Source organism: Puia dinghuensis (assembly GCF_014642875.1).
Taxonomy (GTDB): domain Bacteria; phylum Bacteroidota; class Bacteroidia; order Chitinophagales; family Chitinophagaceae; genus Puia; species Puia dinghuensis.
In genome coordinates, this window is the sequence record NZ_BMJC01000003.1 from 698317 (window position 1) to 724538 (window position 26222).

A 26222-nucleotide genomic window follows, 5' to 3' on the forward strand; every position below is an offset into this window, starting at 1 on the left:
AATGAATCTGTCGAAATCAAAGCTGCTTCGCTTCTGGCATTCCCATTGTCTTTCAATCGTCCTTTTTGCCTATATCCTCATCTCCATCGTCGCCGCTATGCAAGGGCTGCTGGCAGGGCCGAAGGTCTATGTCCCCGGCGGCCGGCCATATATCGACTACAATAATTTCCGCATCTTCAAATTCTCCTTTTATCATCTGGTGCAGAATAAGGATATCTACCAGCTCTTCCCGAATGACCACTGGGATCTGTACAAATATTCTCCGGCTTTCGCGCTTTGTTTCGGACTCCTGTCCTGGATGCCGGACACCATCGGGCTTTTGCTCTGGAATCTGTTCAATTCCCTTTGCCTGTTTGCCGGCATCCGTCTGCTGCCCGGGCTTGACGATGAGAAGAAAAGTTATATCCTGTTGTTTTGTCTGCTGGAAATGCTGTTGTCGATACAGAATACGCAGAGCAACGGGCTGATGGCGGGCCTTACCGTTCTTGCCTTTGCCCTGGCCGAACGCCGGCAGTATATGTTGTCAACCCTTTGCGTCGTTTTCTCGTTCTATATTAAAATCTATGGCGCCCTGGCATTCGTTATTTACCTTTTCTACCCCGGTAAGCTCCGTCTGATGGGCTGGACGCTTTTCTGGATGGTCTTCTTTGCGCTCATCCCGCTGGCCGTCGTCAGCGGACCGCAGTTGCTATTGCTGTACAAGAGCTGGCTACACTTGCTGTTGAATGATCGTTCGGCGTCTACGGGAGTTTCGGTAATGGGGATCATGGTAACCTGGTTCAATCTTCCCGGAGCCAAGAACATTGTTACACTGGCCGGCATCCTGCTTTTTTTGTTGCCGTTGCTTTATGTGCGCAAGTACAAAGACCTGTCCTTCCGCCTCCTTTACCTGGCCTCGGTGCTCATCTGGATGGTGATCTTCAATCACAAGGCCGAGTCACCTACCTATATCATCGCCATGAGCGGCATTGGCATCTGGTATTGGGCTCAGCGACCCGATGCAGTGAACCGCGTGCTGCTGATACTCTCCTTCCTGCTGATCACGATGTCCGTTTCCGACCTGGTACCGGCGCCGGTGCGGAATGAGTTTATCCGGCCCTATGGGATAAAAGCCGTAATGGCGATAGTCGTTTGGTTCAGGATCGTATACGAACAGATCTTTTTATCATATAAACCGGATAGTGTCGCGGAGGCTCGCACAGTATGAAACAAACCCGATCATCTACGCTGCAGTTATTACGGCTTCCTTTCTCTTTCTTCCTGATGCCGGTATATTGGTTTGCGCTGAGCCAGGTGGTGGATAAGGACTGGGGACGCGCGCTGCTGATCTTTGTAATACTGCATGGGCTGGTCTATCCTGCCAGCAACGGTTATAACAGCTATATGGACAGGGATAGCACACCTATCGGTGGATTGGAACATCCGCCGCAACCGACGCGGACATTATTCCGGGTGACACTGATAATGGACCTGGCAGCGCTGGCCCTGGGATGTTTTATTGGACTCTATTTCGTAGCCGGACTAGCAGTCTATATTCTTGCATCAAGGGCCTATAGTTATCGGGGCATTCGGTTGAAAAAATATCCCATCATCGGCTGGCTGACAGTGATCAGCTGCCAGGGTGCACTCATCTTTTTCCTGGTATACCAGGGCAGCCATAAAGCAGGAATATGGGCGGATACCTTGGATGTGGCGCCGGCAATGCTTGCCGCTTCCCTGTTACTCGGCGGCTTTTATCCTTTAACACAAATTTATCAGCATGAGGCCGACCGGCAGGATGGGGTGAGGACCCTGAGTCTGGTGCTTGGCTACCGGGGCAGCTTTATATTCACGGGACTCATCTATGGGGTTGCTTTTTTCGTCCTGGCCTATTATTTTCTGAGTACGCTGCAGATCAGAGAATTTCAGGTACTGGCAACCTGTATGCTGCCTGTGATCGTTTATTTTCTGATATGGGCTGTTAAAGTATGGCGGGACCCGGCGGCGGCAAATTTTAACAATACCATGCGAATGAATATCCTAGCTTCGATTTGCACCAATGCCGGTTTCATCGCAGTACTGGTGATGGGGTAAAATTTTAAACACATCTATTGAGTAAGATCATCTCCATCGGAACGGCAGTGCCTGCCCACCGGCATCGACAGGAAGACATCCTGCCCTTTATGCAGAAGATTTACGGCCTGGAAATCGAAGCCAGCCGAAAATTGAAATTCCTTTACCATCAAAGCGGCATCGGGACACGATATTCGGTGATTCCAGACTACTCACGGCCCGCCAGGCAATGGCAGTTCTATCCGCCTACGGAGAACCTGGAGCCTTTCCCTTCGCTGGAATTGCGGATGAAATGGTACCGGGACCATGCGGCGCCTTTGTCGCTGTCGGCTATCCGTAATTGCCTGGAAGGTGTGTTGGACGCCCGGGAGATAACCCATCTGATAACGGTGAGCTGTACAGGCATGAGCGCGCCGGGGCTTGATCTGGAATTGGTGGCCGCCCTCGGATTGCCACCCACGGTGTTCAGAACTTCGGTCAACTTCATGGGTTGCTATGGCGCTGTACATGGCCTGAAGCTGGCGCATGCGCTGGCGGCGGCTGACACCGGGGCACGCATCCTGGTCGTATGTACGGAGCTATGTACCCTCCATTTCCAGCAAGAGTCGACGCTGGACAATATCCTGTCGAGTCTGTTGTTCGCAGATGGTTCGGCCGCCACCCTGGTAGTATCGGATGAGCATCCGGGAAAGGGTCTGCGGCTGAAACAATTCTATTCGGAGATAGCACCTGAGGGACAGCAGGCCATGACCTGGGACCTCTCTTCGACGGGGTTCCGGATGACGCTCACCGGATATGTAACCGATGTCATCCGTGCAGACTTTGCGGGACTGGTGCAAAACGCCCTTAAAAAGTGGGGTATCGGGCAACAACAGGTGACACATTGGTGTGTACATCCGGGCGGTAAAAAGATCCTGGATGCCATTTATAGCAGCCTCACTTTTACAAACGGCCATTTGGACCATAGCTATGCTGTCCTGGAGCAGTTTGGGAATATGTCTTCTCCCACCATCCTCTTTGTGTTGCAACGCATCCTGGAAGACCTGAACGATAATCAGCCAAATTGTATATTCGGGGCGGCTTTTGGTCCGGGACTTACCATGGAGACCTTTATCGCGGAGAGTAATTAATGTTATCGTATGCCTGGCAAACCTGATTTTTCAAGGCGAAGCTATGAAAAGGAATTGCTGGACGGTGAGGGACTGCCATTTCCGGATATCGAAAGAAATATGCTGGAACTGGATTTTATCAACACCTGGCTGGGAGGGCATGCCATCAGCATAAGCGGTCTGGCTGATCTCGCCCGCGGGCGGCGACGGCTACACCTCTGCGAGATCGGTTGTGGCGGTGGGGACAATCTGCGGGTGCTTCACCGATGGTGCAGGAAGCGGGGCATCGAAGTACGGGTAACCGGCATCGACAGCAATGCCGACTGCTTAACGGTAGCCCGGCAACGATGGGTTGGTGACAATGCCACGTGGGTGCATGCTGACTACCGGGATGTGTCGTTCACCGAGGGGAAGCCGGATATTCTATTTTCTTCCTTGTTCTGTCATCATTTTACGGACGAAGAGCTTATATTTCAGCTTCGGTGGATGGAAGAACAGACAGCGATAGGATGGTTTATCAACGACCTGCAACGGCATCCGGTGGCGTATCACGCGATCAGGCTGCTGACGACCTGGTTCTCGGCGTCCTACCTGGTAAAGAATGATGCCCCTTTGTCGGTGTTGCGGGGTTTTAGCCGGCGGGAGTGGGAAGACCTGTTACGGCAGGCGGGCGCCGGCGCTTATTCGTTGAGGTGGAAATGGGCTTTCCGCTGGTTGATCGTACACAAATCTATATGCATGACGTCATCATAGCAGGGGGTGGCCTGGCGGGGCTCGGGCTTTCGATCCAATTGGTCAGGGCCGGCTATCGCGTAGCCGTTTTTGAGAAAGAGGCCTATCCGTTTCACAAGGTCTGCGGAGAATATATCAGCCTGGAAAGCTGGAATTTCCTGGAGGAACTGGGTTTGCCCCTTAGCGACTGGAACCTCCCCATCATCCACACCCTGTTGATGTCGGCTCCCAATGGCCGGTCGCTGCAGCAGGAATTGCCGCTTGGTGGTTTTGGCATCAGCCGCTACCGGCTCGATGCCGCGATGGCGGAGATAGCCCGGTCGGAAGGGGTTGAATTATATGAATCGACACGGGTGACAGATATTTCATTCCAACGGAACAGCTTTACCGTTGAGACGAGCGGTGGAACTTTTTCGGCCAGGGTAGCCTGTGGAACATACGGGAAGCGAAGCAACCTCGATGTCCGCTGGAAGCGCGCCTTTATCCGGAAGAAGTCCACCAGGCTAAATAATTATGTGGGGGTCAAATATCATGTCAAGGCCAGTGTTCCCGCTGACCAGATAGAGCTGCACCATTTTCCTAATGGGTATTGCGGCATCTCGAAGGTGGAAGAAGACCGTTACTGTCTTTGTTATATGACAACGGCCGCCAATCTCCAGGCGTGCGGCAATTCCATTCCGGAAATGGAAGCAACCATCCTCCGCACCAATCCGTACCTGGATGAGTTGTTCGCTAAAACAGAGCGGCTCTTTCAACAGCCGGTGACGATCGCCCAGATAAGCTTTGAGAAAAAGACGCAGGTGGAAGACCATGTTTTGCTCATCGGAGATGCGGCCGGAATGGCGCCACCCCTGTCCGGCAACGGGATGAGCATGGCCCTGCATGGCAGCAAGATCGCATTTGGCTGTATAGACGACTTTTTAAAGGGCGAAATAGCCCGCTATCAGCTTGAACAGGAGTGGATCGACCGGTGGAACAGCCAATTCGGCTGGCGACTGTGGATGGGGCGATTCTTACAACGTTGGTTTAGTACTGTGTTGCGTACAAATCTTTTATTATATTCGCTGAAACCATTTCCAAAAGTGGTTTCGTTCTTGATCAGGCAAACGCATGGTCAACCGTTTTAATGATCCTTTTCTCCTGTTGAGGCGACAGCCGTAACCCTATATCCCACCGAAAAAGCCGCCCAATCAATTGACTGCTATTGAATTGCAAACTCTTAAGACCATGAAATTCAGGGGGGTATTTTTTGCTTTATTGATCTGTACGTTTGGGGCGACCGCGCAGGACTATCAGGCCATCAACGGGTCGCCTTATGCTGGTTCGATGGGGGTAGCCAATAATCCGGCCACCATCCTGAGTACCCCTTATCCCTGGGATATTACTGTTTTTTCGGTGCAGGTCAAGAATACCACCAATGCCATCACCTTCACTAACTTGTCCTATCTCACCCATGGAGATACGCTTGGTTACAGCTGGACCAACGGGCCGCTGAAGCGGTACGCTTCCTTCAATTATAATGTTCATCTCCTGAATGTCAGGCTCGCGCTTGACCGTAAGCAGGCCATATCCTTTGGCGCCAACCTGCGGGGATATGGTTCCGTGCGCACGGGCGTAGTCAACTACAACGATACGTTGCAGGATATGAACCAGTTCTTTAGCATCAATGAGGGCAATAGCTACCAGGCGAGCGTCGTGTCCAGCAGTTGGCTGGAATTGTATGGCACCTATAGCCGGACGATGTGGGATGACGAATATGGCCGGTTGAATGCGGGTGTCACCCTTCATGCCATGCGGGGTATCTCGGGGGCGTATGCGCAATTGACCAATGGCGCGGTGAGGCGTAACGCGCTGGATAGCACGACCATCTATTCGCTGGCGGGTGGCAAAGCGATCTATGGGTATTCTGCCAATTATGATCTATGGCATAATAACAACAGCACCACCAAGAATCTGAATGATTTTTTGACGCATACGCAGGGAGGGGCGGCCATCGACCTTGGGGTGGAATACCTGGTAAAATCGCAAAACGTCCATGTCTTTGGCGATGAAGACGATTATTACGATTATGAGTGGAAGCTCGGCGCCGCCTTGATGGACATCGGGGCGAATATGTACGATTATGGAATAGAGAGCAGGGCCGTGAGCAATCCCAAAACCACTACATCGGATATCGATCTCAACGAGAAATTCAATTATGTCAAAAGCTTTGCCGCTTTCAACGACAGTCTTGCCACCGTTGTCAATACGATGACCAAGCTGAGAGGTCATTTCCGCATCTGGAACCCGGCGAGGCTGGTGCTAAATGTCGACCGGCCGCTACCCAACCATTTTGCCCTGAATACCGAACTAACCCTCAACCTTGGCGGGAACAACATGGGACAACGGTTGTTTACCAAGGAGATCACTTTGCTGGCGGTTACCCCCAGGTGGGAGACCAGGCGCCTTGGCGGCTATCTGCCAATAACGGTGACCACGGATGGCAAGGTATGGATCGGCGGCGCCTTTAAGGCAGGCCCCCTGTTGTTGGGCTTTCATAACTGGGGCGATGTCTTTTCGAAGAGCAAGTCGCAGAACGGGGGTTTCTATCTCGCGCTGGTGATCCGGCCGGGCAAAGGAGGATTCTCCTTCAAGGAGCCTAAAGAATATACCTGTCCGAAGAATGGAACGGTAAAGTAATTTTCCGTATTTATGCATCATGCTCCTGACCAAAACCTCTCGCGTGACGGCCATTTCAGGCCTGTTGTTGTTATTCATGTCCCTATCTTCCCGGGCTCAGATCTACCGGAATGAAAAGCTCACCTTTCTTGATGGATCGGGCAATCCTACCAAAGAAAAAAAGGCGGTAACCTTTCGGCAGGTCGTCAAAATGGATGACACTTTATGGGAGATCAACCTGTACCAAAAGGGGGGTCCCCGCATCCGTTCGATGCAGTCGGGCGACCCTGACGGCCATATGTTGAATGGCCGGTATATTACGTATACATTTTTGGGTGATGCCGATACGGTAGGAACCTATTCCAAAGGCCGGCGGGAGGGATACTGGCGGGTGTTTACCCGTGATGGCCGGATAGTGCGGGTAATGTGGTATAAAGAAGGCACCCTGCTCTGGACAAAGGACAGCGTGGAATGGAAACAGCAATTGCAACTGTACGAAGCCTTTGTGCCTATGAAAGGGGAAGTGGGGCCGGAATTCCCGGGCGGACCGGCAGCCTGGTTGGCCTATCTGCATAAAAATCTGCGCTATCCCGATATGGCGTTTAAAAACAGGGTAGAGGGAGATGTGATCATCGCCTTTCTTGTTGATGAAGATGGAATGGTATCGCTCGATGATGTTTGGGTTGCCCGATCGGTAGAATACGATCTTGACGGCGAGGCCCTGCGGATCATCTACCGGAGCCCGGACTGGGAGCCGGCCAAAATGGATGGTAAACCCGTCAGATCGTATAGGGAACAGCCCATCTTATTCAAATTGCATTAAGTTGATTTTACGGTAATTTTTCCGTACTTATGCGCCATGACCTATAGAATTACCCCTTTCCGGACGGCCGCGTCGGGCCTGGTCCTGATGCTGTTATCATTATCTTCCCTTGCGCAGTCCTATAAGAATGAAAAGCTCATCTGGCGCGACGAGAACGGCCAGCAGTGCAAAGAAAAAAATGCCGCCCTTCTCCTGCAAACAGTGCAGGTTGACGATACGCTATGGGAAACGAATCTCTACCGGATAGACGGCCCCCGCGTCGTTTCCTTCCAAAGTAATACGGCCGATGGTACGATGCTGAACGGAAGATATATTACCTACAGTTTCCGTGGTCAGGTGGATACCTTTGGAAACTATCATAATGGGAAGCGCACTGGCTACTGGTCGATCCACACGGACGGGTTGCATGGCAGCATATTTGTCGCGCAACAATTCTATTCCAATGGAGAGTTGATCTGGCAAAAAGATACGCTTCAGCTCCATCGGGAAAGGGATAGCATCAAGGTTGCCTCGGACAAGGAAGAAATCCAAACAAAGGTAGAGATCGAGTCTGAATTTCCTGGTGGCCCCGCAGCCTGGCTCAGATTCCTGAATCATAATTTGCGTTATCCGGACGAAGCTGTCAAGAAGGGATTGATGGGGCAACCCGTAGTGGAATTTATAGTCGACAAAACAGGGTTTATCGCACCGGCCTCCATCTGGATGGACCAATCGATCGCCTATCCCCTCGATAAAGAGACGATGCGGGTCATCGCCCTCAGCGGCAAATGGACCCCTGCAGTGCAAAACGGCAGGCAGGTCAGATCTTATAAGCGGCAACCGATCGTTTTCAAAATGGAGGTCATCAATAGAAAATAAACTTTCAGTAAATTTTGAAAGTTCAAAAAGTTTACCTAGCTTTGGTCATGCAATTAGCAGAAGCAAAAGCCCGATTCATAGCCGACTGGGGGCGATTTGGAACCAATTGGGGGATAAACCGGACGATGGCGCAAATCCATGCGCTGTTGCTGGTGAGCCCCGACCCGCTTAGCGCGGATGAAGTGATGGAGCAGCTGGCGATCAGCCGGGGGAATGCGAATATGAACCTGCGGGAGCTCATCGATTGGGGCCTGGTGCAGAAGGTGCTTGTCCCGGGTGAAAGAAAAGAGTTCTTTTCAGCCGAGAAGGACATCTGGAAGGTGGCCCGGCAGATTGTAAAAGAAAGGAAGAAAAGAGAGCTCGATCAGATGCTGCCGGTGTTGAAAGAGTTGAGCGATGTAGAGGGCGACAAACGGGACAAGGGGGTGAAGACTTTTACCGAGACGATCAATAATATCCGGAAATTCAGTGAGCAGGCGGACAAGGCGCTCGATACGATGATCAAGGCGGATGAGCACTGGTTCCTGGGTAGCCTGGTCAAATTTTTTGCAGGGAAGAATTGATAGGGGCCGGAAGACCGGGTGCGCTGCGAAAGGAGATGCCGGGATGCAGGCGCAGTGTAGGAATAAAGTAAGCCGTTATGCGGCTTTTATTTGGCGAATATCTTTCAATATTTTCTGAAAATTCAAAACAAAATAAAAACTTACAACTATGACTTACATTCTCATCTGCTACAGCGTCTACCTCTTATTAACCGTCACCCTCACCGTGTGGGTTGCCCGCACGCTGTTTCGCAACGGTAAGGTCTTTCTTATCGACATCTTTCATGGCAATGAGGAGTTGGCGAAGGCGGTCAACAACCTCCTGCTGGTCGGCTTTTACCTGGTGAATATCGGTTATGCCGTATATACGCTGAGTGTCGATTACAACATCTTAACCGCCAGGGTGCTGGTCGAGGTGCTGAGCATCAAGGTAGGCGCCATCATCCTGATACTTGGCGCGATGCATTTCCTCAACATGCTGATCTTTTTCAAACTGCGTAAAAGGGCAATGCTGGAAAAGAAGAGTCTCGCACATCATTTTGTTTACCCCGGTGAAACTGTAAAAAATGAAAAATAAAAAGATCGTCATCGCCGGTGGTACGGGTTTCATCGGTCAGGCATTGGCCGCCCGCTGGGGCAAGGATAACCAGGTGGTCATCCTCACCCGTCAATCGGCTACGGCTACCGGCAGCCGCTCGGCAACACCCATCACCAGCCGGCCGGAGGAGTCCATCAACAACTCCTATAGCCACCGGCTTCTGAGAGCGGCGGATGGCTACAACATCACCTACTGGCATTGGGATGGCCGGTTTGTAGAGAAACACTGGGCCGATGAGTTGGAAGGCTGCGACCTGGTGCTCAACCTGGCCGGCCGTAGCGTGAACTGCCGGTATACGGCCCGCAACAAGCAGGCCATCTCAGACAGCCGCGCCGACGCCACCCACGCGATCGGGCAGGCGATCAAGGCAACAGTAGTGCCACCAAAGCTGTGGATCAATGGAGGCTCCGCCACTATCTACCGGCATGCACAGGACAGACCGCAGGATGAGTATACGGGTGAGATGGCGGATGACTTCTCCGTGCGGGTCTGCAAGCGTTGGGAGAAGACCTTCGACGAGCAACGTACTCCTTTTACCCGCAAGATCGCGTTGCGGCTGGCGATCATCCTTGGACATGGCGGCGTGGTCGTCCCGTATCTCAATCTGGTGAAGTATGGGCTCGGTGGCCGGCAGGGTAATGGGCAGCAGATGTACAGCTGGGTACATATCGATGATGTTGGTCGCGCCATCGAATGGTTTCTCGACCATCCCGAACTGGAAGGCACCTACAACCTCTCGGCGCCGGGCCCCGTGACGAATGCTGTCTTTATGGAGACCCTCCGCAAGGTCACCGGCAATCGCCTGGGTCTGCCCGCACCCGCCTTCCTGTTAAAACTCGGCGCCCTGCTCATCGGCACGGAGACCGAGCTATTGCTGAAGAGCCGTTGGGTGCTGCCGGCAAAATTGCTGGAGACGGGATTCCGGTTCGAATACGACCGGGTGGAGCCGGCATTGAACGCGATTGTCGGCAAGCTGCCGCGCAAGAGGTTTCATTTGTTCTGATCCAAAAAACCAATTGTTATGAGCTTATTACACGACCAACGGCTTAGAACCGTCCGGTGGCGGGATCTCAGTCGGCTGACATTCACCGAAAAGGTGATCGAGAATGGCATCACGCTGCCCTGGCTTATCGCTTCCCTGACCCTCGCCTGGTTTCATCTTTATCTTTTGGCAGCACCCTGTTCGTTTCTTTTCTTTCTTACGGGACTGCGTGTAGTACATAACGGGTTCCATCATACCCTCGGAGTTTCGAAGACTGCCACCTGGTTCACCTTATTCCTCAACAGCATGCTGATGATGACGGCGATGCACGCTGTAAAATACAACCATCTCCGTCATCATAAGTACTGTTTACAGGAAGAGGATGTCGAAGGAAATTGCGCAAGGATGAAGCCGTTGGTGGCAGTCCTTTATGGTCCGATCTTTATCTACAGGCTTCATGCCGTGGCGTTACGGGATGGCGGCAAAGCCATAAGGCAGGGAATCCGGATCGAACTGGCGGCGATGGTGTTGTTTGCGTTGGCTGCTTTCTTCTTCCGGCTCCGCTTCCTGGAGTACCATATCCTCGCTATGCTGACAGGCGAATTGTTCTCGGGGTTCTTTGCCGTGTGGACGGTTCATCATGACTGCGATGAGCATGTGTTTGCCCGGACCCTGAGCCCGCGTTGGAAGAATTTCTTTACCTATAACATGTTCTACCATTTAGAGCACCACCTCTTTCCGGGGGTGCCGACGATAAAATTACCGGAGCTGTCGACCCGCATCAGGGAGAAGCTGCCCGATCTGCAGGTAAAAGAAGTGTTCTAGGCTGTGAACAAACCGCGTTGCCGATTGTATTATCAACATGTCCATCGAAAAAAAGACACTGGTCCTTGGAGCCTCGGATAATCCCGAACGCTATAGCTATCTGGCCATGAACCGGCTGCGAAGCAAGGGGCATCCGGTGGTAGCCATTGGCCTGAGGCCGGTCACCGTGGGAGATGTAGCCATCGACACGGAAAAGAAGGCCTTCACAGATGTCGACACCGTGACGCTCTACCTCAATCCAAGGCTGCAAAAAGAATACTACGATTATATCCTTTCCCTCCATCCCAAACGTATCATCTTCAATCCCGGTGCGGAGAATCATGAATTAGCCGGATTGGCACAGGCCAACGGCATTCAGCCCCTCGAGGCCTGTACGCTGGTGCTGCTGAGTACGGGGCAGTTCTGACCCCCTGAAAACCACTAGCTTACATAAGAAAATTTTATTATCTTCAATGGTAAATCAAACACTATCATATGAAGAAGTACTTGGCTGAACTCATCGGCACTTTCTCGCTTGTGTTAGTTGGCTGTGGCGCTGCCGTTATATCCGGCAAGACCATTGCGGCAGGCGCCCCTGCGGGCATCGGCTTATTGGGGATCGCGCTGGCTTTCGGGCTTACGGTTGCTGTAATGTGTTATGCTATCGGCCCTATCTCGGGCTGTCACATCAATCCTGCCATCACCGTTGCCATGCTGGTTGCAGGCAAGATCAATGGAAGGGATGCGGTCGGTTATATCGTCGGACAATTCGTTGGCGCCTTACTGGGGGCAGCGGTATTGTATGCTTTTCAGCAGGGAGCGTCCAATTTCACGATGGGTGAATGGGCGTTGGGTTCCAACGGCTGGGGACCAGGTTACCTGGGCAATTACAGCATTGTCTCGGCTTTCCTGGCAGAAGCCGTGATGACCTTCCTGTTTCTCTTTGTCATCTTTGCGACGACATCGAAGCTGGGCACCGGGCCAATGACAGGGCTTGCCATCGGGTTAACGCTTGTGCTCATCCATCTCGTAGTCATCCCTATCACGGGAACATCGGTGAATCCTGCGCGAAGCTTCGGCCCTGCTTTGTTCGCTGGCGGAAAGGCGCTTCAGCAACTGTGGCTTTTTATTGTTGCCCCTCTCGTTGGAGGCATCGTGGCTGCATGGTTATGGAAAGGCGTATTTGAAACAAAGGCCTAATGCTGAGCGCTTAATAAAACCTTAATCTCCATGCGATTTTGCTATTAGAGGGTTTTTCGGTAAATTCGAAAAATCCTTTATTATATGCTATGGCGAAAATTTAATGGTGATGTCATCGAACTTCCCATCATTCAAGCCGTTGAAAACGCGATCCGCAGGGAGACCGAGAAGGGCTACCGGCTGAAAGTATGTATCGGCACCGACTCCCAGGTAAAAGGTTTGGAAACGGAATTTGCTACCGTGATCGTTTTTCTGCGTGAAGGACATGGCGGGTTCATGTTCATTCACAACGAAAAGACCCGACATCAGTACACGATCAAAGAACGGATGCTGGTAGAGGTAGCAAAGAGCATCGAGATTGCTTACGAGCTTTGCAATCTCTTCAACAAGTATAATGTCGACATGGAAGTCCATGCTGACATCAATACGAATCCGCATTTCAAGAGCAATGATGCATTGAAGGAAGCGATGGGTTACATCCTTGGTATGGGCTTCGCCTTCAAGGCCAAGCCGGAAGCATTTGCCAGCAGCAGCTGTGCAAATAAAGTTGTGAACTAGTCCGCACCCGCCGATATTCCTACGCGGCGACGGTCGTGCCCCAATCACGACCCATGGAATTGTCTCCCCTCTAAATAGCTGATTTTCACTTCGTTCATCACTCTCCAGCGCATTAATTTATCAGCATACTACTAAGTTGGTATTGGATTCATTCGCCAGAATGTATACATTGCCAGCCGACCCTTCTGACCATAATCCTATCGCATGACCCAGGAGACCAGCGCTTTTATTGTAGATGATGAATATCAGAGCAGGCTTGTTATTGCCCAACTGTTGAGCCGTTATTTTCCCGGCATACAGATCCTTGGACAAGCGGGCTCCGTGGCGGAAGCTACGGAAGGCATCCGGTTATTGCGACCACAAGTGATATTCCTGGATGTACAAATGCAGGGCGAGACGGGATTCGAAGTGCTGGACCAGTTGCCGGAAAGTGAATTTGAGATCATCTTCACCACAGCGCACCAGGAATATGCAGTAAAAGCCTTTAGGTACAGCGCGATCGACTACCTCATAAAGCCCATAGACCCGCCCGCCCTGGCGGAGGCTACCCAAAAAGCAATCAATAAGATACGGCTTCAACGATCCCGCACAGCCGAACAGTTGCAAGTACTTCATCAGCAAATAAATCCTGGTCAAAAGTTCACGAATAAGATCGCCGTACCCACCTCCGAAGGGCTACAGTTCCTCCCCGTTCAGGATATTATTTACTGCCAGGGCCAGGGCAATTATACTGAGATATTCCTGGTCAGCGGTCAGAAGATCACTTCCAGCCATACGTTGAGGTCCTACGAAGAAATGTTGGGCGGGCAGCACTTTTTCCGTGCGCACAAATCATTCCTGATCAACCTCCTGCATATCGAAAAATACCTGAGGGGCGAAGGCGGCATCGCAGTGATGAGCAATGGCTCTGAAATTGAAATAGCAAGACGTAATAAGACCAGTTTCCTGAACCTTTTCAAAGGATAACTAGTGTTGACAAGACCTTTTCTTTATGGTTGCATGCTACTAGCGCAACTACTTCTCTGTAGTCTTACCGGCAGAGCGGTTCGCCAGCATTTTTATTTACATAAATATACAGCCAATGACGGGTTGCCCGATTCCTACGTCCTGCAGATCTACCAGGATAGGCAGGGATTTTTGTGGGTGGGAACGGCAAATGGGCTCAGCCGGTTCGATGGCAGGGAATTCGTCAATTATGGATATGCCGCCGGGTTGCCCAACCTGACGGTGGATTGTATTTATGAAGATCATAACCAGCGAATATGGGTCGGCACCCGTAATGGGATCGCAGAGATCAAAGGCAGGAAATGTATCACGTATCCTTTTGATGATAATCAGCCCGTCTCCTTTATATTCGGCATTGAGGAATTAAAGAACAACGATCTCCTGGCATTTACGGATAAAGGGGTGTACCGGTGGAACACCTGTCAGTGGAAGAAGATCCAATTATATCCCGGAATGGGTAACCATGCCTGCCGCAACATCATTGAGACCGGAAAGGGCATGTTCATTAATTACGGCGACAACCTGGTGCTCCGGGATAATGGGGGGCAATACCGCCTATTAGGCCAACATCCCCTGGCGCGTACCTGGTACAATAGGCTGGCCTTGTACGATGACCGGTTGTACCTGAGCCTGCCGGACAGACTGGTATCGTCAGGGCCGGCAGGCGCCGGGTTATTACCGACAGATGCCGGATCATTATTTGAACATACGCTGTACAATAATAAGATTGAAAATTATTTCCATGATTCCCGGGGCCGTCTATGGATGAGCACTGAGCAGGAAGGGCTGCTGGTCTCCCGGAAAGACGACGAGAAGGTGATCACAGACTCTTTTCCCCTGACCCAGAACCTGGTGTCGGATATTTATGAAGATAGGGATGGGAATATCTGGGTGGGCTGCGTGGACGGGTTGCTGCAGATCAGGGAAGTGAATTATACCCTTTTCCCTGCCACCCGTAATCCGTTGTTAAAGGACGTACGCAACCTGGCCAGTGCGCAGGATAACGCCGTGATCGCCTGCACCGGCAACGGCCTGCTGCAATTTAAGGGCGACGGGTTCGGCCCTATGCCGCTTACCTATACCCCCTCCGCCGCCGCCGGTATCGCCAGGCAAATAGTGGATGACTGGTGCCGGGATTCCCTGGGCAGAACATGGCTGGCGATGCGTGAAAAAAAAATATGCCTGCTGGAAAGGAACAGGTTGAAGGATATAACCGGGATAACCGGGGAGGCAGGTAGCAAACAGAGTAGTTACTGGCGGATAGGTTTTAATAAAGTGAATAAAAAAGTGTACCTGTGTGCCCAGGCCCTCTTATATGGGAATGAGCACGGCCTGGATGTTTTCCGGGCAACCGGCAGCGGGCAACCGATCACCCGGCTGCGCGGGATCCACTGCTTTGATAATGGGCGCGTCCTGGTCAATACGGCCGACAGACTGCTGATGATAGATATGGAGGGGAGGGTGCGGGATGTCTCCCGCGAAACAGGGACCACCGGGTCCAACTCTTTTATGACCTTTTATACCGAACCTTCCGGGAAATTCTGGATCGGCTATTACGGCGGGCTTATACGATGTCATTGGAATGAACAGCAGTTGCCGGTGCAGGAGCTAACGATCACCGTTAAGGATGGCTTACCCCAGGATGTTGTGCCAACCCTTACTATAGATGCCATGGGCAGGGTATGGGCCATCACCGGCTCGGGATTGGTAGTCGTGGAAACAGGCACGTCTCCGACAGACCGACCCATCATACACCGGCTGAGCGAACAAATGGGGATTTCCTATAATCAATGGCGGGATGCCAGGTTACTGACAGAGCCGGGCGGAGAGGTATGGATGAGCACTGGGGACTGCATTTTCCGGTGGGACCCGTCCCTGGTGCAATTCAGTAATGCTCCTCCTGCCACAGCGATTGAAGATGTCCAGCTCAACCTGCAGCCGACCCAATGGAGCGCATGGGCGGACACGCTCTATGGATACCGGCAATTACCCCGGCTGGCGGTATTGCCCTACAATCAGAATAACCTGAGCATATCGTATAGGGCCCCTTGTTTCAGCAGCACATCCGGGCTGGAATATTCCTATCACCTGGAAGTGGAAGACGGCGATGTACAGCCGAAGATTCAGGCTGCCGGGTGGAGCCCCGCCACAAAGAATAATGCCGTATCCTTCGTAAAGCTCCCCCCCGGCAGGTACCGTTTTACCGTGAGGGCCCGTGTATCCGACACCGACTGGGGTAAGCCGGCTGAAGTTGCCTTTATGATCGAACGGCCGTATTGGCAAACCGGGTGGTTCAGACTGTCGCTTGTGGCGCTGACCGCCGCCCTGCTGAGTCTGGCTCTTTACTACCTCATACGGCGCATCCGGCGCAAGGCGCAGATCCGGGAGCAACTGCAGGAGTTGGAATTGAAAGCACTACGCTCCCAGATGAATCCCCACTTTATTTACAATTCGCTCAATTCGATACAGGCGCTGGTACTCGATAACAAACCGGAAGAAGCCTCTTTGTATATCAGTAAATTCGGCCGCTTGTTACGGCGGGTGCTCAACCATTCGGAGCAAAGCACCATTTCCCTTAAAGTAGAGCTGGAAGCGCTGGAATGGTACCTTCAACTGGAGCAATTACGGCTGCACGTTAGTTTGCAATACACGATCATGACAAGCCCGGATATTGACCCGGATGAAGAAGGGCTTCCGCCGCTGATCCTGCAACCCTTTGCAGAGAACGCACTGTGGCACGGGCTGAGCCGGAAAGAAGGCGAACGCCGGCTGGATATCCTGGTGAAAACGGACAATGACTGGCTGATCGCAGAGATCATCGATAACGGGATAGGCCGGGAGCAGGCCGCCGCCGGAAAGGTGATCCGGGAAGCCAACGAATCAAAAGGCATTGAGATCAGCAGACGCAGAATAAAAGAGCATAACGGAACAGAAGAGCCGGCGCCAATTGATATTGGCGACCTATATGATCCTGATCACCGGCCGGCAGGTACAAAGGTGATCCTGCGGATCAGGAGAAAAAGAATGCTGCCCGGATAAAAGCCGATAACCCTGCAGCGCTGGCTCAGCCAATCCCTCCTTTAAACGGTGAATCGAACCGTATACTAATTCCCATCCAAAAGACCATGAATAAGTATTTTTTTTGTATCGTAATGCCGTAAGTATTACTAACCCTATGGCGGCTTTGCTACTTCACCGGTACGGGCTCTGAGTATAAATGCGGGTCACCACCAGACTGCCTTCACGCGAGGCAGTCTCTTTTGCAACATTCCTGCCGGCAGAAGTTATCTTCATCCTAATCCTTATTTTATGAAAAATGCTACCCCCTTTCCCTACACCGATGCCTTAAAAAAGGTATTTATTTCCATCATCACCATTATGACCATAACCGGCAGCCGCCTGGAAGCCCAAACGACCGACCAATGGACTTGGATCAGCGGGGATAATACCGCCAACCATGTCGGAGTGTACGGAATGAAAGGTGTTGCTGACCCGGCCAACAAACCCGGCAGCAGAATGGATGCAGCCACCTGGACAGACAATAATACTCTCTGGCTTTTTGGGGGACTGGGGTATGATGCTTCAGGCAGCTCAGTGGTGTTGAATGACCTGTGGAAATATGATCTTACCACTAACCTATGGACCTGGGTCAGTGGCAGCAATACCGGTAATGCATTCGGAGTGTACGGCACGAAAGGTGTAGCGGCAGCCGCCAACCAACCCGGGGCCCGCCACTATCCCGCATACTGTAAAGATGCTGCCGGCAACCTGTGGTTATTCGGGGGAGAGGGTTTTGCCACTCCCACTTCGTCCGCATCGAATTCAACTTTTATGAACGATTGCTGGAAATACAACATTACTACCAACCTATGGACCTGGGTCAGCGGGGACAGCGCCGTCACCATCACCGGCGTATACGGGACACAAGGGGTCATGGCTGCAGCCAATAAACCCGGCGCCCGCCGTGGAGCCAGAGGCTGGGTCGATAGTCATGGCAACGTATGGCTTTTTGGGGGAGATGGCGTAGGCACTACTCCGTTGAGCGAAAATTTTTTGAACGACCTCTGGAGGTTCGATACTACGGCAAAACAATGGACCTGGATCAGCGGCGATAATACAAGCACGACCGATCCGGCCGGCGTCTTTGGGACCAGGGGCGTCCCGGCCAATACCAATAAACCCGGCAACCGCTGGGAATTTGTAAGCTGGATAGACGGGCATGACGATCTGTGGCTTTTTGGCGGCAGGGACGGGAATGCCCACTTCTTAAACGATTGCTGGAAATATGATATAACGGCTAACCAATGGACCTGGATGAGTGGTGACAATACATTCAATACAAACGGGGTATATGGGACGATGGGCACTCCGGCCGTTGCCAATAAGCCTGGTGGCCGTTGGCAATTTGTAAGCTGGACCGACAGCAATTACGGGCTATGGCTCTTTGGCGGAGACGGCTTTGCGGCTACCGGTAGTTTCGATAACCCTTTAAACGATATGTGGCGATACGACATCCCCTCCAACCAATGGACATGGATCAACGGAAATAATTTTGGCGGCGCAACAGCCAGCTATGGAACAAAAGGCATCAGCGCCCCCACCAATAATCCCGGCTCCCGGACTGGTGCTGTCAGCTGGACCACGAGCAATAACGATCTCTGGCTCCTGGGGGGAAATTCCTCCGGTTATCTCAATGATCTTTGGGTCTATAGGCCCAATATGACCGTGTTGTTGTTGGAGATCATTGGCTTCACGGCAACCTGTAACCGTAACAAGGCACTGTTAACCTGGAAGACCTCGCATCAGCAAGGTAGCGCACATTTCATCATACAGCATAGCCTGGATGGAATGCATTGGCAAACGATCGGGACGGTAACCGATTTTGCCAACAACACAGGCATTTCCGATTACCAGTTCACTGATGACCACCCCGCAGAAGGAATAAATTACTATCGCCTGCAACAGGTGGATGGGGAAAAGCAATTGGCTTATAGTAGAATTGCTACCCTTTCCTTCTCTCCTGCTTATGGTTTAACCTGGTACCCCGAGGGTCAAGGCGCCGTAAAAGCAGTTTTACGCAACGGCTCCCGGGAAAGCTACCTGCTCATCGGGATAGACGGGAAGATCTGCCAGCGCGGAACCTTGCAGGATGGCCAGGTTGTCCTGCGGCAGTTGACGCCAGGGATATATGTGCTGCAGGTGGTGACACCGGCGGGAACCGTTGTCAGAAAAATTGCTATCCCCACACCTTGAACATATTCAATCAGGAACTATTTTATGCCACCATTACCTGTGAATAATATGGATGATTTGTTTAAGCGGGCTTCCGAAGAATACCCGCTCAGGACGGATATTGCTGACTGGGATCAGTTGGTGGCTGCACTGGAAAAGGGCCTTCCCATGATCCTGCCCCCTGTAAATTTCCAGGAGGGTGGAGATAGGCATAAAAGAATGAACACATCTCTTAACTGATCAATAAACAACCTGTAATTATGAGGCCCATCATTATCCCGGCATTCCTTTTCAGCATTATTATCGCTTTTACGGCCTGTAAGAAAAACTCTACAGCCCCTGCCATTCCTCCAGTCGTTCCTGTTGTCCATAACAACAGTCAACTGACCGTCACCATCGATACGGCTATAGGCGCCATTGGGCATAGCAGCACCCCGGACACTTTCGCCATCGACCTGAAAGACCCGTCCCAAGTCGGAAAAGTGCCCGTCGTATTCCATATCGATCCTGCGGCTACCAGCAATGCGGGAAAGAAAGTCAATGACAGTACCTATTTCGATACAATCGACATCAGCAATAACAAAGTGGCCGGAGTTACCGTTACCGCCGGGAACGGCTCCTCCACTACCTATGGCCTGGGATTCAAATATATCTTCTCCAATTATACCCAGGCCAACGGACTGGCGGATTCCACTGTATACGGCGTATATGCACAAGGTGATACTATTTTCGCGACCACTACTAACGGGCTCTCCATCTCTACCGACGGGGGGCAGCACTTTACCAATTATACCCCGGCCAACGGGCTGGGGGATTACTATACATACGGGATATATGCTCAGGGCAATACCATTTATGTGGCTACTCTCCGCGGGCTTTCCATTTCTGTCAACGGGGGAACCACCTTCACCAACCATACCATGACCAATGGGCTGGGAGCTAATGCGGTACATGGCGTATATGTACAAGGAAATACCATTTATGCAGCTACTATCGGCGGGCTTTCCATTTCTACCAACGGAGGAAGCACCTTTACAAATTATACTACGGCCAATGGGCTGGGAAATAATTCAGTATTTGGTGTATATGCACTGGGTAATACCATTTATGCAGCTACTATCGGCGGACTTTCCATTTCTGCCGACGGGGGGAACACCTTCACCAACTACACCAAGGTCAATGGGCTGGGGAGCAATCAGGTGTATGCCGCATATTCACAGGGCAATACCGTTTATGCCGCTACCAGGGGCGGTCTGTCCATCTCCACCGGCAATGGCAGCTTTACCAACTATACCACAACCAATGGATTGGTAAATAATTGGCTACAGGACGTACATGTGCAGGGTAATACTGTTTACGTGGCTTCAAGAGGCGGGCTTTCTATCTCCACGGACGGAGGCAGCCACTTTGCCAGCTATACTACGATAAATGGGCTGGGAAGAAACTGGATATTTCTCTTATATATACAGGGTAACACCCTTTATGCCGGCACCTACGGAGGGGGGCTTACCGTCATGAAACCACGGTAAAAATACAATCACCTTCTCTTATGAAGAACACCATCTATATCGATAAACCTGCCAGACCAATGATGCTCACTACCCTTTTCTCCCGCTCTGCGGACCAATCCGGCCTGCTAAGCCTGACGACCGACCGCCACGGCGAAGTGGGGATCTTGACCTGGCAGGCAGCGGCAGACCAGCATGCCGGGCATTTTGTCCTGGAACATAGTTCCGACGGGATGTATTGGCAACCCCTCGGGCCCCGGTATACAACAGAGGAAAGGACGAGCATTCATATGTACCGCTTCGCCGGCGGCTACCCGGAGGCCGGCCTCAATTATTATCGCCTGCTTTATATTGCTCTCAACGGCCAATTGTCCTGGAGCAAAGTGGCAATCCTGGGCTTTGTCCCGGAATATAATGTGAGCTGGTATACAGTGGACCGGCAGGTTGTAAAATTGGATATCCGGCATACGGGCAGGGAAAAATACCGGCTTATCAGGACGGATGGGAGGGTCCGGGAAGGTATCTTACAGAATGGACAGGAAAATTTCCCTTCGCTGGCACCAGGAGAATATATGCTGGAGGTATTCACGGCTTCGGGGATTTGGAGGAGAAGGATCGATGTGCCCCGCTGTGCCTGATTTTTCTGGCCCGGCACCTTCTCAACCGATCTCCTTTTGAAATTCCTCGTTCATTTCTTCGATCAGGTGGAGAATCTTGTCCCGCCCCATTTTTTTGACGACGCTGGTGACAAAATGCTGGGGCAGGAATTGCCAGGTCTCTCGCATTTTATCGAGGAAGGCCTTTACGTTGGCGGCGACGGTGCGCTGATTTTCCTTATCCGCTTTCGTAAATACGAGGCAGAAAGGGATCTGCCATTTTCCCAGCTTGTTTACAAATTCCAGGTCGATCTTCTGGGGACTGTGACGGCTGTCGATGAGGACAAAAACGGTAACGAGGTTCTCTCTTTTCCGCAGGTAGTCTTCGATCATCTTTTCCCATCTCCGCCTCTCCGCCTGTGAGACCTTTGCAAAACCGTAGCCGGGCAGGTCGACGATATACCATTCATCGTTGATGCTAAAATGATTGATCAGTTGTGTTTTGCCGGGAGTACCGGAAGTCTTGGCCAATTTGTCGTTGTTGCAAAGCATATTGATGAGCGAAGACTTGCCGACATTGCTTCGGCCGATAAAGGCATATTCCGGCCGGTCGGGTTTCGGACATTTGGTATAGTCGGGACTGCTGATCACATATACGGAGGAATGTATATCCATGCGCTAATTTCGATGAACCGGACTCCGTCCGGTTTTTGGGCCTAAGATACGTACCTTTGTCCTCCTATGGCTAATTATTCACATGACAGGATCGTCCCTTTCAAGGATTCGGAGGCAGGGAAGAAACAGCAGGTGGCCGAGATGTTTGACAAAATAGCCTTTCGCTATGATTTCCTCAACCGTTTCCTCTCCGGCGGCATCGATCTTTACTGGCGCCGGCGGGCCATCCGGGAAGCAGGGGCGGTCATCAATGGCAAAGGGGTCGCGGCTGGGAGTGAAGCCGGAGCAGAATCGCACGAGCCGGGAGAAATCCTCGATGTGGCGACGGGTACTGCGGATATGGCCATTATGATGGCGCGCTATTTGCCCGTCGTCCGAATCACGGGTGTCGATATTTCCACCGGCATGTTGGAGATCGGCCGGCAGAAGATCAACCGGTTGCAGCTGCAGCAACGGATAACCTTGCAAACGGGCGATAGCGAGTTCCTTCAATTTCCGGATGAGACGTTTGATGCGATAACGGTAGCCTTTGGTGTCCGCAATTTTGAACACCTGGAAAAAGGATTGAAAGAGATGTTTCGCGTGTTGAAACCGGGTGGCAGATTGGTGGTGCTGGAATTTTCGCAGCCGCATACACCCGGCATCCGGCAAGTCTATGATCTATATCTGCGGTTGGTGGCTCCCAATGTTGGGAAGATGGTATCCAGCAGCCGGGAAGCCTATCAATATCTGAACGATTCCGTGAAGGCTTTCCCCGAAGGAGCAGCCTTTCTCCGGATATTAGACGGCTGCGGGTATGCGCGTACCCGGTTACACCGGCTCAGCCTGGGAATCTGCTCCTTGTACACCGGGGAGAAAGCGAAGCTTCCAGCCGGCCGATGAAAAATAATTACCTGCGGCTGAAACAAGCCTGAGCAGGCAATTATTAACCCGTTTTATCGTTATGTTTACCACTTCAAGTCAAGCCTATCGAGTCTATCTACCCTCAATCTATGTCGGATGCCCGGGTCTAATGTACCTGGGACGTATTAATTTACTGATTTTAAGTAGTTTATGAAGTTGTTTAAAAGTAGGGTAGTTGTTTTTTCCGTACTGTTTTGCGGCTGTTTACTGGCAGGCAGGCGTGCTTCGGCGCAGTTGAGGGATTTCCTTAACCTGCCGGATCATGACACTAAAAGATATTACCTGGGCATCGGGTTTATGTATACCAGTTCGCATTTGCAAGTAACCCCGCATCCGCAATTCCTGCAAAGCGACAGCGTCCTATATGTGACGCCCGGCAATAACGGTGGCTTTGGGGTGTCGGGGATGTTCACTTTTCGCCTCGCCGAGCATTTTGAGTTTCGTTTTGCCTTTCCGGAGTTTATTTTCGCCAACAATACACTCGCCTATCATGTCAAATACCCACCGGCTGGCGAAACGCCTATAGCGACCAAACAGATACAATCCCTCCTGCTGGGCTTTCCTGCGCAGGTGAAATTCCTGTCCGACCGGATCAATAATTTCCGCGTATATATGCTCGGCGGCATCAACTACCGCTACGATCTGGCTTCCAATTCTTCTGCGCGCAAAGCGCAAAACCTCGTAAAGCTGCTCCCTTCCGACATGAGCGTCGAAGCGGGGGTTGGTTTCCAGATCTATTTCCCTGTCTTCATCCTGTCCCCGGAATTGAAGATCAGCGAGGGTATAAAGAACATCCACAGCCGGGACCCCAATCTGCAATACTCCAATGTTATCGACAAGCTGAAGTCGAGGATGATCGTTTTCTCGCTGATCTTCGAAGGCTAAAAAATTTTCCCCATTGCGAACCGTGTGCTGCACATTATTGTTCTAATGCGAGATTACAATGTCAAGTATTGAGGTATGGAATCCTATACCCGAAAACAGGAGATTGTCAACGGTCTTACCCATGCTACCGGAGTGCTGTTCGGTCTCACGGGGCTTCCGCTGCTGCCTGGTATCGCCACCGCACATGGCAATACCGCAGGTGTCATTGGGTCCTGTGTCTATGGAATTTGCTTCCTGCTCCTCTTTGCTTCCAGCACCGTTTACCACCTGACCAATTCACCGCGAAAAAAGCGGGTCTTTAAAATATTCGACCACATCGGCATCTACTTTTTCATCGCCGGCACCTATACTCCCTTTCTTCTCGTCTACATGCATAATTCCTTCGGCATGACCCTGCTGATAATCTTGTGGAGTCTGACGGTGGCGGGCACGCTCTTCAAAGCCTGGTTCACCGGAAAGTTCGAGATCATCTCCACCCTCATCTATCTGGCAATGGGCTGGATCATGGTCGTAGGTGGCAGAAAATTCTTCGACGTATTGCCGCATGAGGTGCTGGTCTTTATTTTCGCCGGCGCCGCCCTCTATACCATCGGCGTCTTCTTCTACCTGTGGGATAAATACCAGTATACCCACGCGGTGTGGCATGGGTTCGTGCTGACGGCAGCCATATGTCACTATGTAGCCGTGCTGATGGCGATGTGATCGACCCCCGGCGTCCCGGCAGACCGATCAATAATCATATTCCCGTCGAAACATATTGATGCGCACCCCGGCCGTGAACATCGTGGAGTTATTGCTGCGATAAGTGTTGCTCGGATCATTGACGGAATAATGGCGGTATTGGGCCGAAAGCTCCAGGAAGAGGTTCTCTTTCCATTGATAGGAGACAAGACCGGACATCAGCAGGCAATTGGCGGGTAGGCCGCTGGTACCGATCTGGAAGCCGTAGTCCCGCGGTCTGGAGGTATAAGGTTCGAAGATGTTGCTCCCGAAATTGACGCCGGCGGAGTCCACCCCCTGTTTGTAGTAAATGATCTTCCCTTCCAGATTCCACTTATAGACGGGTTGGTAGTGGGCGATAGCAATAAATTCGTAAAAGCCCGCGCCGAGCGGGTGCGCCAGGGGCTGGTTGTAGTGGCTGTAGTTGGACACCGTATCTTTTGCCTGATACGTATAAGGCCGGACGATGTTCGTCTCGAACTGAAGATCGAGGTTCTTCACTTCGAAGGCATTGACGTATTTAAAGCCAAGTTGCAGCCCCTGTTTGTTGGCCCAGTAACCCTGACCATAGTGGAGAATCTGATGCAGGATAAATTCATTGATCAACACTTGCCCATAGAATTGTGTCGCATGACCGATGTTCATCTTCCAGTCAAAGCCGACCGTGGTCTTGTCCGGGTTGCCGTTCTGTGATTGGGCGGACACCAGGAAGATGACGGGATTGAGATAGGAGAAATCGTAGTGGTCCGCCCGGCTGAAGATGATATTCTCATAAAGACCCAGGTTGAGCCAGGGGGTAGCGTTGATGTTGAGGTGGTGGACGACGCCATATTTTTTTGGATACTGATAGTCGGTAATAGTATTGTGCTGGCTGATCAGTTCCATATAGATCGTCTGGTAATTGAGGTGCCAGATGCGGGTATTGAACTTGAGGAAGAGGTAGGGCGCGCTGTTGTCGCTGAGAAAGAGGCTGCGATAGCCGTTGCCGATGAAATTCTTGTCATACCCGAACTGCCAGTCGACGTATTTCCAGGTGTTGAAGTAGATGGAGGCCCGATTATCCCAGTAATCGAACGCCGTCGTATGAAAAGCTTTGAAATAGCCTGCGCCCGGGATAGCATCGAATTGAGCAACGCGTTGCTGGAAATAGCCCGGTCCTCTTTCCTGGTTGTCGGTGAGATAGGCGGAGAATCCCAGTTTGCCCGCGATCATCCCCCGGAGGGTAACGCCCTTGGAATTAAGGAATACGCGGTTTTTATTCCCGCTCTCATAGGACTGGGTCTGCTGGATAGCCGGATCGACAGCCAGAAAGAAATCTTTATCTTCCACCTCGTAGAAATTGGCTTTGTTCTTATAAAACGCCTGCAGCCAGGGGCGCTTGCTCATGAAGCTATCCTTATTGGTAGTCACCCATTCGATGTTGTTCATCAGCAGGGAGGAGAGATTGGCCCTGTCCACGGATGAAAGATGGTAATAATAATCATAAGGATAGAATTTATGGAGGGAGTCAGATAGCTGAGCTACCCGGACGGCCAGGCGGCGGCTGATGGGTTTGGCGGTGCTGATATTCAGGTCTGGATCGGTCTGCAACAGGATCTCCATCCTATCCAGAAAATGATCAAATTTAGAACCCTGGGGCAAGTAGCTGGACTGAGCATGGCCCTTTCCCGGCATCAGTACAGCCAACAGAAGGGTACATACCAGGAAGGACAACTTTTTCTGAAGTCTTACAAGGGTTTTAATAAATTGCGTCATAATGCGTCAAATAAAGGGAGGATCTAA

At 51.6% G+C, this 26222-nt stretch carries 26 protein-coding genes; 24 read left to right on the plus strand and 2 right to left on the minus strand.

Features of this window, described 5'->3' with window-relative positions; translation table 11 throughout:
- Window position 1 precedes the first annotated feature (1 nt).
- The 21 genes from IEY39_RS16135 (at window position 2) to IEY39_RS16230 (ending at window position 21299) form a co-directional block, all read left to right on the plus strand.
- Window positions 2-1207, plus strand: coding sequence for a glycosyltransferase family 87 protein (locus IEY39_RS16135; RefSeq protein ID WP_188933365.1), 1206 nt, complete (start codon window positions 2-4; stop codon window positions 1205-1207).
- Window positions 1204-2073 carry a UbiA family prenyltransferase gene (locus IEY39_RS16140; protein WP_229688936.1) on the plus strand — a complete coding sequence of 290 codons (870 nt, stop codon included), beginning with the start codon at window positions 1204-1206 and terminating at the stop codon, window positions 2071-2073. Before IEY39_RS16135 ends, IEY39_RS16140 begins: the two co-directional genes overlap by 4 nt.
- A 17-nt stretch (window positions 2074-2090) precedes the next feature.
- Window positions 2091-3182, plus strand: a complete 1092-nt coding sequence (locus tag IEY39_RS16145; protein ID WP_188933367.1) for a type III polyketide synthase — start codon at window positions 2091-2093, stop codon at window positions 3180-3182.
- A 9-nt stretch (window positions 3183-3191) separates the two neighbouring features.
- A complete protein-coding gene (locus tag IEY39_RS16150) occupies window positions 3192-3914 on the plus strand; it encodes a methyltransferase domain-containing protein (RefSeq protein ID WP_188933369.1) in 723 nt (240 codons plus the stop codon).
- The gene (locus IEY39_RS16155) at window positions 3896-5020 is read left to right on the plus strand and encodes an NAD(P)/FAD-dependent oxidoreductase (RefSeq protein WP_188933371.1); all 1125 of its coding nucleotides are present in this window, start codon (window positions 3896-3898) and stop codon (window positions 5018-5020) included. Before IEY39_RS16150 ends, IEY39_RS16155 begins: the two co-directional genes overlap by 19 nt.
- A 100-nt stretch (window positions 5021-5120) precedes the next feature.
- A complete protein-coding gene (locus IEY39_RS16160; RefSeq protein ID WP_188933373.1) occupies window positions 5121-6572 on the plus strand; it encodes a hypothetical protein in 1452 nt (483 codons plus the stop codon).
- A 19-nt stretch (window positions 6573-6591) separates the two neighbouring features.
- A complete protein-coding gene (locus tag IEY39_RS16165; RefSeq protein WP_188933375.1) occupies window positions 6592-7374 on the plus strand; it encodes an energy transducer TonB in 783 nt (260 codons plus the stop codon).
- 36 nt (window positions 7375-7410) lie between these two features.
- Window positions 7411-8232 carry an energy transducer TonB gene (locus IEY39_RS16170; RefSeq protein WP_188933377.1) on the plus strand — a complete coding sequence of 274 codons (822 nt, stop codon included), beginning with the start codon at window positions 7411-7413 and terminating at the stop codon, window positions 8230-8232.
- Between the two features lie 47 nt (window positions 8233-8279).
- Entirely contained in the window at window positions 8280-8795 is a 516-nt protein-coding gene (locus IEY39_RS16175) for a GbsR/MarR family transcriptional regulator (RefSeq protein ID WP_188933379.1), read from the plus strand.
- A 148-nt stretch (window positions 8796-8943) separates the two neighbouring features.
- Window positions 8944-9351, plus strand: a complete 408-nt coding sequence (locus IEY39_RS16180; protein ID WP_188933381.1) for a hypothetical protein — start codon at window positions 8944-8946, stop codon at window positions 9349-9351.
- Window positions 9341-10375 carry a TIGR01777 family oxidoreductase gene (locus tag IEY39_RS16185; RefSeq protein ID WP_188933383.1) on the plus strand — a complete coding sequence of 345 codons (1035 nt, stop codon included), beginning with the start codon at window positions 9341-9343 and terminating at the stop codon, window positions 10373-10375. Before IEY39_RS16180 ends, IEY39_RS16185 begins: the two co-directional genes overlap by 11 nt.
- 18 nt (window positions 10376-10393) lie before the next feature.
- The gene (locus IEY39_RS16190; RefSeq protein ID WP_188933385.1) at window positions 10394-11179 is read left to right on the plus strand and encodes a fatty acid desaturase family protein; all 786 of its coding nucleotides are present in this window, start codon (window positions 10394-10396) and stop codon (window positions 11177-11179) included.
- 37 nt (window positions 11180-11216) lie between these two features.
- Window positions 11217-11585, plus strand: a complete 369-nt coding sequence (locus tag IEY39_RS16195; RefSeq protein WP_188933387.1) for a CoA-binding protein — start codon at window positions 11217-11219, stop codon at window positions 11583-11585.
- Window positions 11586-11653: 68 nt separating this feature from the next.
- A complete protein-coding gene (locus tag IEY39_RS16200) occupies window positions 11654-12358 on the plus strand; it encodes an MIP family channel protein (RefSeq protein WP_188933389.1) in 705 nt (234 codons plus the stop codon).
- Between the two features lie 84 nt (window positions 12359-12442).
- Window positions 12443-12916 (plus strand): ribonuclease H-like YkuK family protein, encoded by a 474-nt coding sequence (locus tag IEY39_RS16205; protein ID WP_188933391.1) that lies wholly within the window; start codon window positions 12443-12445, stop codon window positions 12914-12916.
- A gap of 204 nt (window positions 12917-13120) precedes the next feature.
- Entirely contained in the window at window positions 13121-13882 is a 762-nt protein-coding gene (locus IEY39_RS16210; protein WP_188933393.1) for a LytR/AlgR family response regulator transcription factor, read from the plus strand.
- A gap of 33 nt (window positions 13883-13915) precedes the next feature.
- Window positions 13916-16960, plus strand: a complete 3045-nt coding sequence (locus IEY39_RS16215; protein WP_188933395.1) for a sensor histidine kinase — start codon at window positions 13916-13918, stop codon at window positions 16958-16960.
- 270 nt (window positions 16961-17230) lie between these two features.
- Window positions 17231-19174 (plus strand): tRNA wybutosine-synthesizing protein 4 beta-propeller domain-containing protein, encoded by a 1944-nt coding sequence (locus IEY39_RS16220; protein ID WP_188933398.1) that lies wholly within the window; start codon window positions 17231-17233, stop codon window positions 19172-19174.
- A gap of 48 nt (window positions 19175-19222) precedes the next feature.
- A complete protein-coding gene (locus tag IEY39_RS29835; protein ID WP_229688937.1) occupies window positions 19223-19393 on the plus strand; it encodes a hypothetical protein in 171 nt (56 codons plus the stop codon).
- Between the two features lie 20 nt (window positions 19394-19413).
- Window positions 19414-20682 carry a ligand-binding sensor domain-containing protein gene (locus IEY39_RS16225; protein WP_188933399.1) on the plus strand — a complete coding sequence of 423 codons (1269 nt, stop codon included), beginning with the start codon at window positions 19414-19416 and terminating at the stop codon, window positions 20680-20682.
- Window positions 20683-20702: 20 nt separating this feature from the next.
- On the plus strand, window positions 20703-21299 hold the full coding sequence (locus IEY39_RS16230; protein WP_188933401.1) for a hypothetical protein: 597 nt from the start codon (window positions 20703-20705) through the stop codon (window positions 21297-21299).
- A gap of 21 nt (window positions 21300-21320) precedes the next feature.
- On the opposite strand, the gene yihA is transcribed toward IEY39_RS16230, so the two are convergent.
- The gene (yihA, locus tag IEY39_RS16235; RefSeq protein WP_188933403.1) at window positions 21321-21932 is read right to left on the minus strand and encodes a ribosome biogenesis GTP-binding protein YihA/YsxC; all 612 of its coding nucleotides are present in this window, start codon (window positions 21930-21932) and stop codon (window positions 21321-21323) included.
- Between the two features lie 66 nt (window positions 21933-21998).
- On the opposite strand from yihA, the gene ubiE reads away from it, so the two are divergent.
- The 3 genes from ubiE to trhA all read left to right on the plus strand — a co-directional run bounded on the left by ubiE (window position 21999) and on the right by trhA (window position 24422).
- A complete protein-coding gene (gene ubiE / locus IEY39_RS16240) occupies window positions 21999-22814 on the plus strand; it encodes a bifunctional demethylmenaquinone methyltransferase/2-methoxy-6-polyprenyl-1,4-benzoquinol methylase UbiE (protein WP_188933405.1) in 816 nt (271 codons plus the stop codon).
- Window positions 22815-22985: 171 nt separating this feature from the next.
- Entirely contained in the window at window positions 22986-23720 is a 735-nt protein-coding gene (gene porT, locus IEY39_RS16245) for a type IX secretion/gliding motility protein PorT/SprT (protein WP_188933407.1), read from the plus strand.
- 75 nt (window positions 23721-23795) lie between these two features.
- A complete protein-coding gene (trhA, locus tag IEY39_RS16250) occupies window positions 23796-24422 on the plus strand; it encodes a PAQR family membrane homeostasis protein TrhA (protein WP_188933409.1) in 627 nt (208 codons plus the stop codon).
- 27 nt (window positions 24423-24449) lie between these two features.
- Here trhA and IEY39_RS16255 read toward each other — a convergent pair whose 3' ends face one another.
- Window positions 24450-26195, minus strand: a complete 1746-nt coding sequence (locus IEY39_RS16255; RefSeq protein WP_188933411.1) for a hypothetical protein — start codon at window positions 26193-26195, stop codon at window positions 24450-24452.
- Window positions 26196-26222: the final 27 nt, after the last annotated feature.

What these genes read in the sequence shown, in the direction of transcription:
- trhA (WP_188933409.1), top strand. Translation starts at nt 23,796, where the DNA reads ATGGAATCCTATACCCGAAAACAGGAGATTGTCAACGGTCTTACCCAT.
- IEY39_RS16255 (WP_188933411.1), bottom strand. Translation starts at nt 26,195, where the DNA reads ATGACGCAATTTATTAAAACCCTTGTAAGACTTCAGAAAAAGTTGTCC.
- IEY39_RS16135 (WP_188933365.1), top strand. Translation starts at nt 2, where the DNA reads ATGAATCTGTCGAAATCAAAGCTGCTTCGCTTCTGGCATTCCCATTGT.
- IEY39_RS16210 (WP_188933393.1), top strand. Translation starts at nt 13,121, where the DNA reads ATGACCCAGGAGACCAGCGCTTTTATTGTAGATGATGAATATCAGAGC.
- IEY39_RS16150 (WP_188933369.1), top strand. Translation starts at nt 3,192, where the DNA reads ATGCCTGGCAAACCTGATTTTTCAAGGCGAAGCTATGAAAAGGAATTG.
- IEY39_RS16230 (WP_188933401.1), top strand. Translation starts at nt 20,703, where the DNA reads ATGAAGAACACCATCTATATCGATAAACCTGCCAGACCAATGATGCTC.
- IEY39_RS16165 (WP_188933375.1), top strand. Translation starts at nt 6,592, where the DNA reads ATGCTCCTGACCAAAACCTCTCGCGTGACGGCCATTTCAGGCCTGTTG.
- IEY39_RS16195 (WP_188933387.1), top strand. Translation starts at nt 11,217, where the DNA reads ATGTCCATCGAAAAAAAGACACTGGTCCTTGGAGCCTCGGATAATCCC.
- IEY39_RS16215 (WP_188933395.1), top strand. Translation starts at nt 13,916, where the DNA reads ATGCTACTAGCGCAACTACTTCTCTGTAGTCTTACCGGCAGAGCGGTT.
- IEY39_RS16170 (WP_188933377.1), top strand. Translation starts at nt 7,411, where the DNA reads ATGACCTATAGAATTACCCCTTTCCGGACGGCCGCGTCGGGCCTGGTC.
- IEY39_RS16200 (WP_188933389.1), top strand. Translation starts at nt 11,654, where the DNA reads ATGAAGAAGTACTTGGCTGAACTCATCGGCACTTTCTCGCTTGTGTTA.
- IEY39_RS16220 (WP_188933398.1), top strand. Translation starts at nt 17,231, where the DNA reads ATGAAAAATGCTACCCCCTTTCCCTACACCGATGCCTTAAAAAAGGTA.
- IEY39_RS16190 (WP_188933385.1), top strand. Translation starts at nt 10,394, where the DNA reads ATGAGCTTATTACACGACCAACGGCTTAGAACCGTCCGGTGGCGGGAT.
- IEY39_RS16225 (WP_188933399.1), top strand. Translation starts at nt 19,414, where the DNA reads ATGAGGCCCATCATTATCCCGGCATTCCTTTTCAGCATTATTATCGCT.
- IEY39_RS16175 (WP_188933379.1), top strand. Translation starts at nt 8,280, where the DNA reads ATGCAATTAGCAGAAGCAAAAGCCCGATTCATAGCCGACTGGGGGCGA.
- IEY39_RS16205 (WP_188933391.1), top strand. Translation starts at nt 12,443, where the DNA reads ATGCTATGGCGAAAATTTAATGGTGATGTCATCGAACTTCCCATCATT.
- IEY39_RS16160 (WP_188933373.1), top strand. Translation starts at nt 5,121, where the DNA reads ATGAAATTCAGGGGGGTATTTTTTGCTTTATTGATCTGTACGTTTGGG.
- ubiE (WP_188933405.1), top strand. Translation starts at nt 21,999, where the DNA reads ATGGCTAATTATTCACATGACAGGATCGTCCCTTTCAAGGATTCGGAG.
- IEY39_RS29835 (WP_229688937.1), top strand. Translation starts at nt 19,223, where the DNA reads ATGGATGATTTGTTTAAGCGGGCTTCCGAAGAATACCCGCTCAGGACG.
- IEY39_RS16155 (WP_188933371.1), top strand. Translation starts at nt 3,896, where the DNA reads ATGCATGACGTCATCATAGCAGGGGGTGGCCTGGCGGGGCTCGGGCTT.
- IEY39_RS16140 (WP_229688936.1), top strand. Translation starts at nt 1,204, where the DNA reads ATGAAACAAACCCGATCATCTACGCTGCAGTTATTACGGCTTCCTTTC.
- IEY39_RS16185 (WP_188933383.1), top strand. Translation starts at nt 9,341, where the DNA reads ATGAAAAATAAAAAGATCGTCATCGCCGGTGGTACGGGTTTCATCGGT.
- porT (WP_188933407.1), top strand. Translation starts at nt 22,986, where the DNA reads ATGAAGTTGTTTAAAAGTAGGGTAGTTGTTTTTTCCGTACTGTTTTGC.
- yihA (WP_188933403.1), bottom strand. Translation starts at nt 21,932, where the DNA reads ATGGATATACATTCCTCCGTATATGTGATCAGCAGTCCCGACTATACC.
- IEY39_RS16180 (WP_188933381.1), top strand. Translation starts at nt 8,944, where the DNA reads ATGACTTACATTCTCATCTGCTACAGCGTCTACCTCTTATTAACCGTC.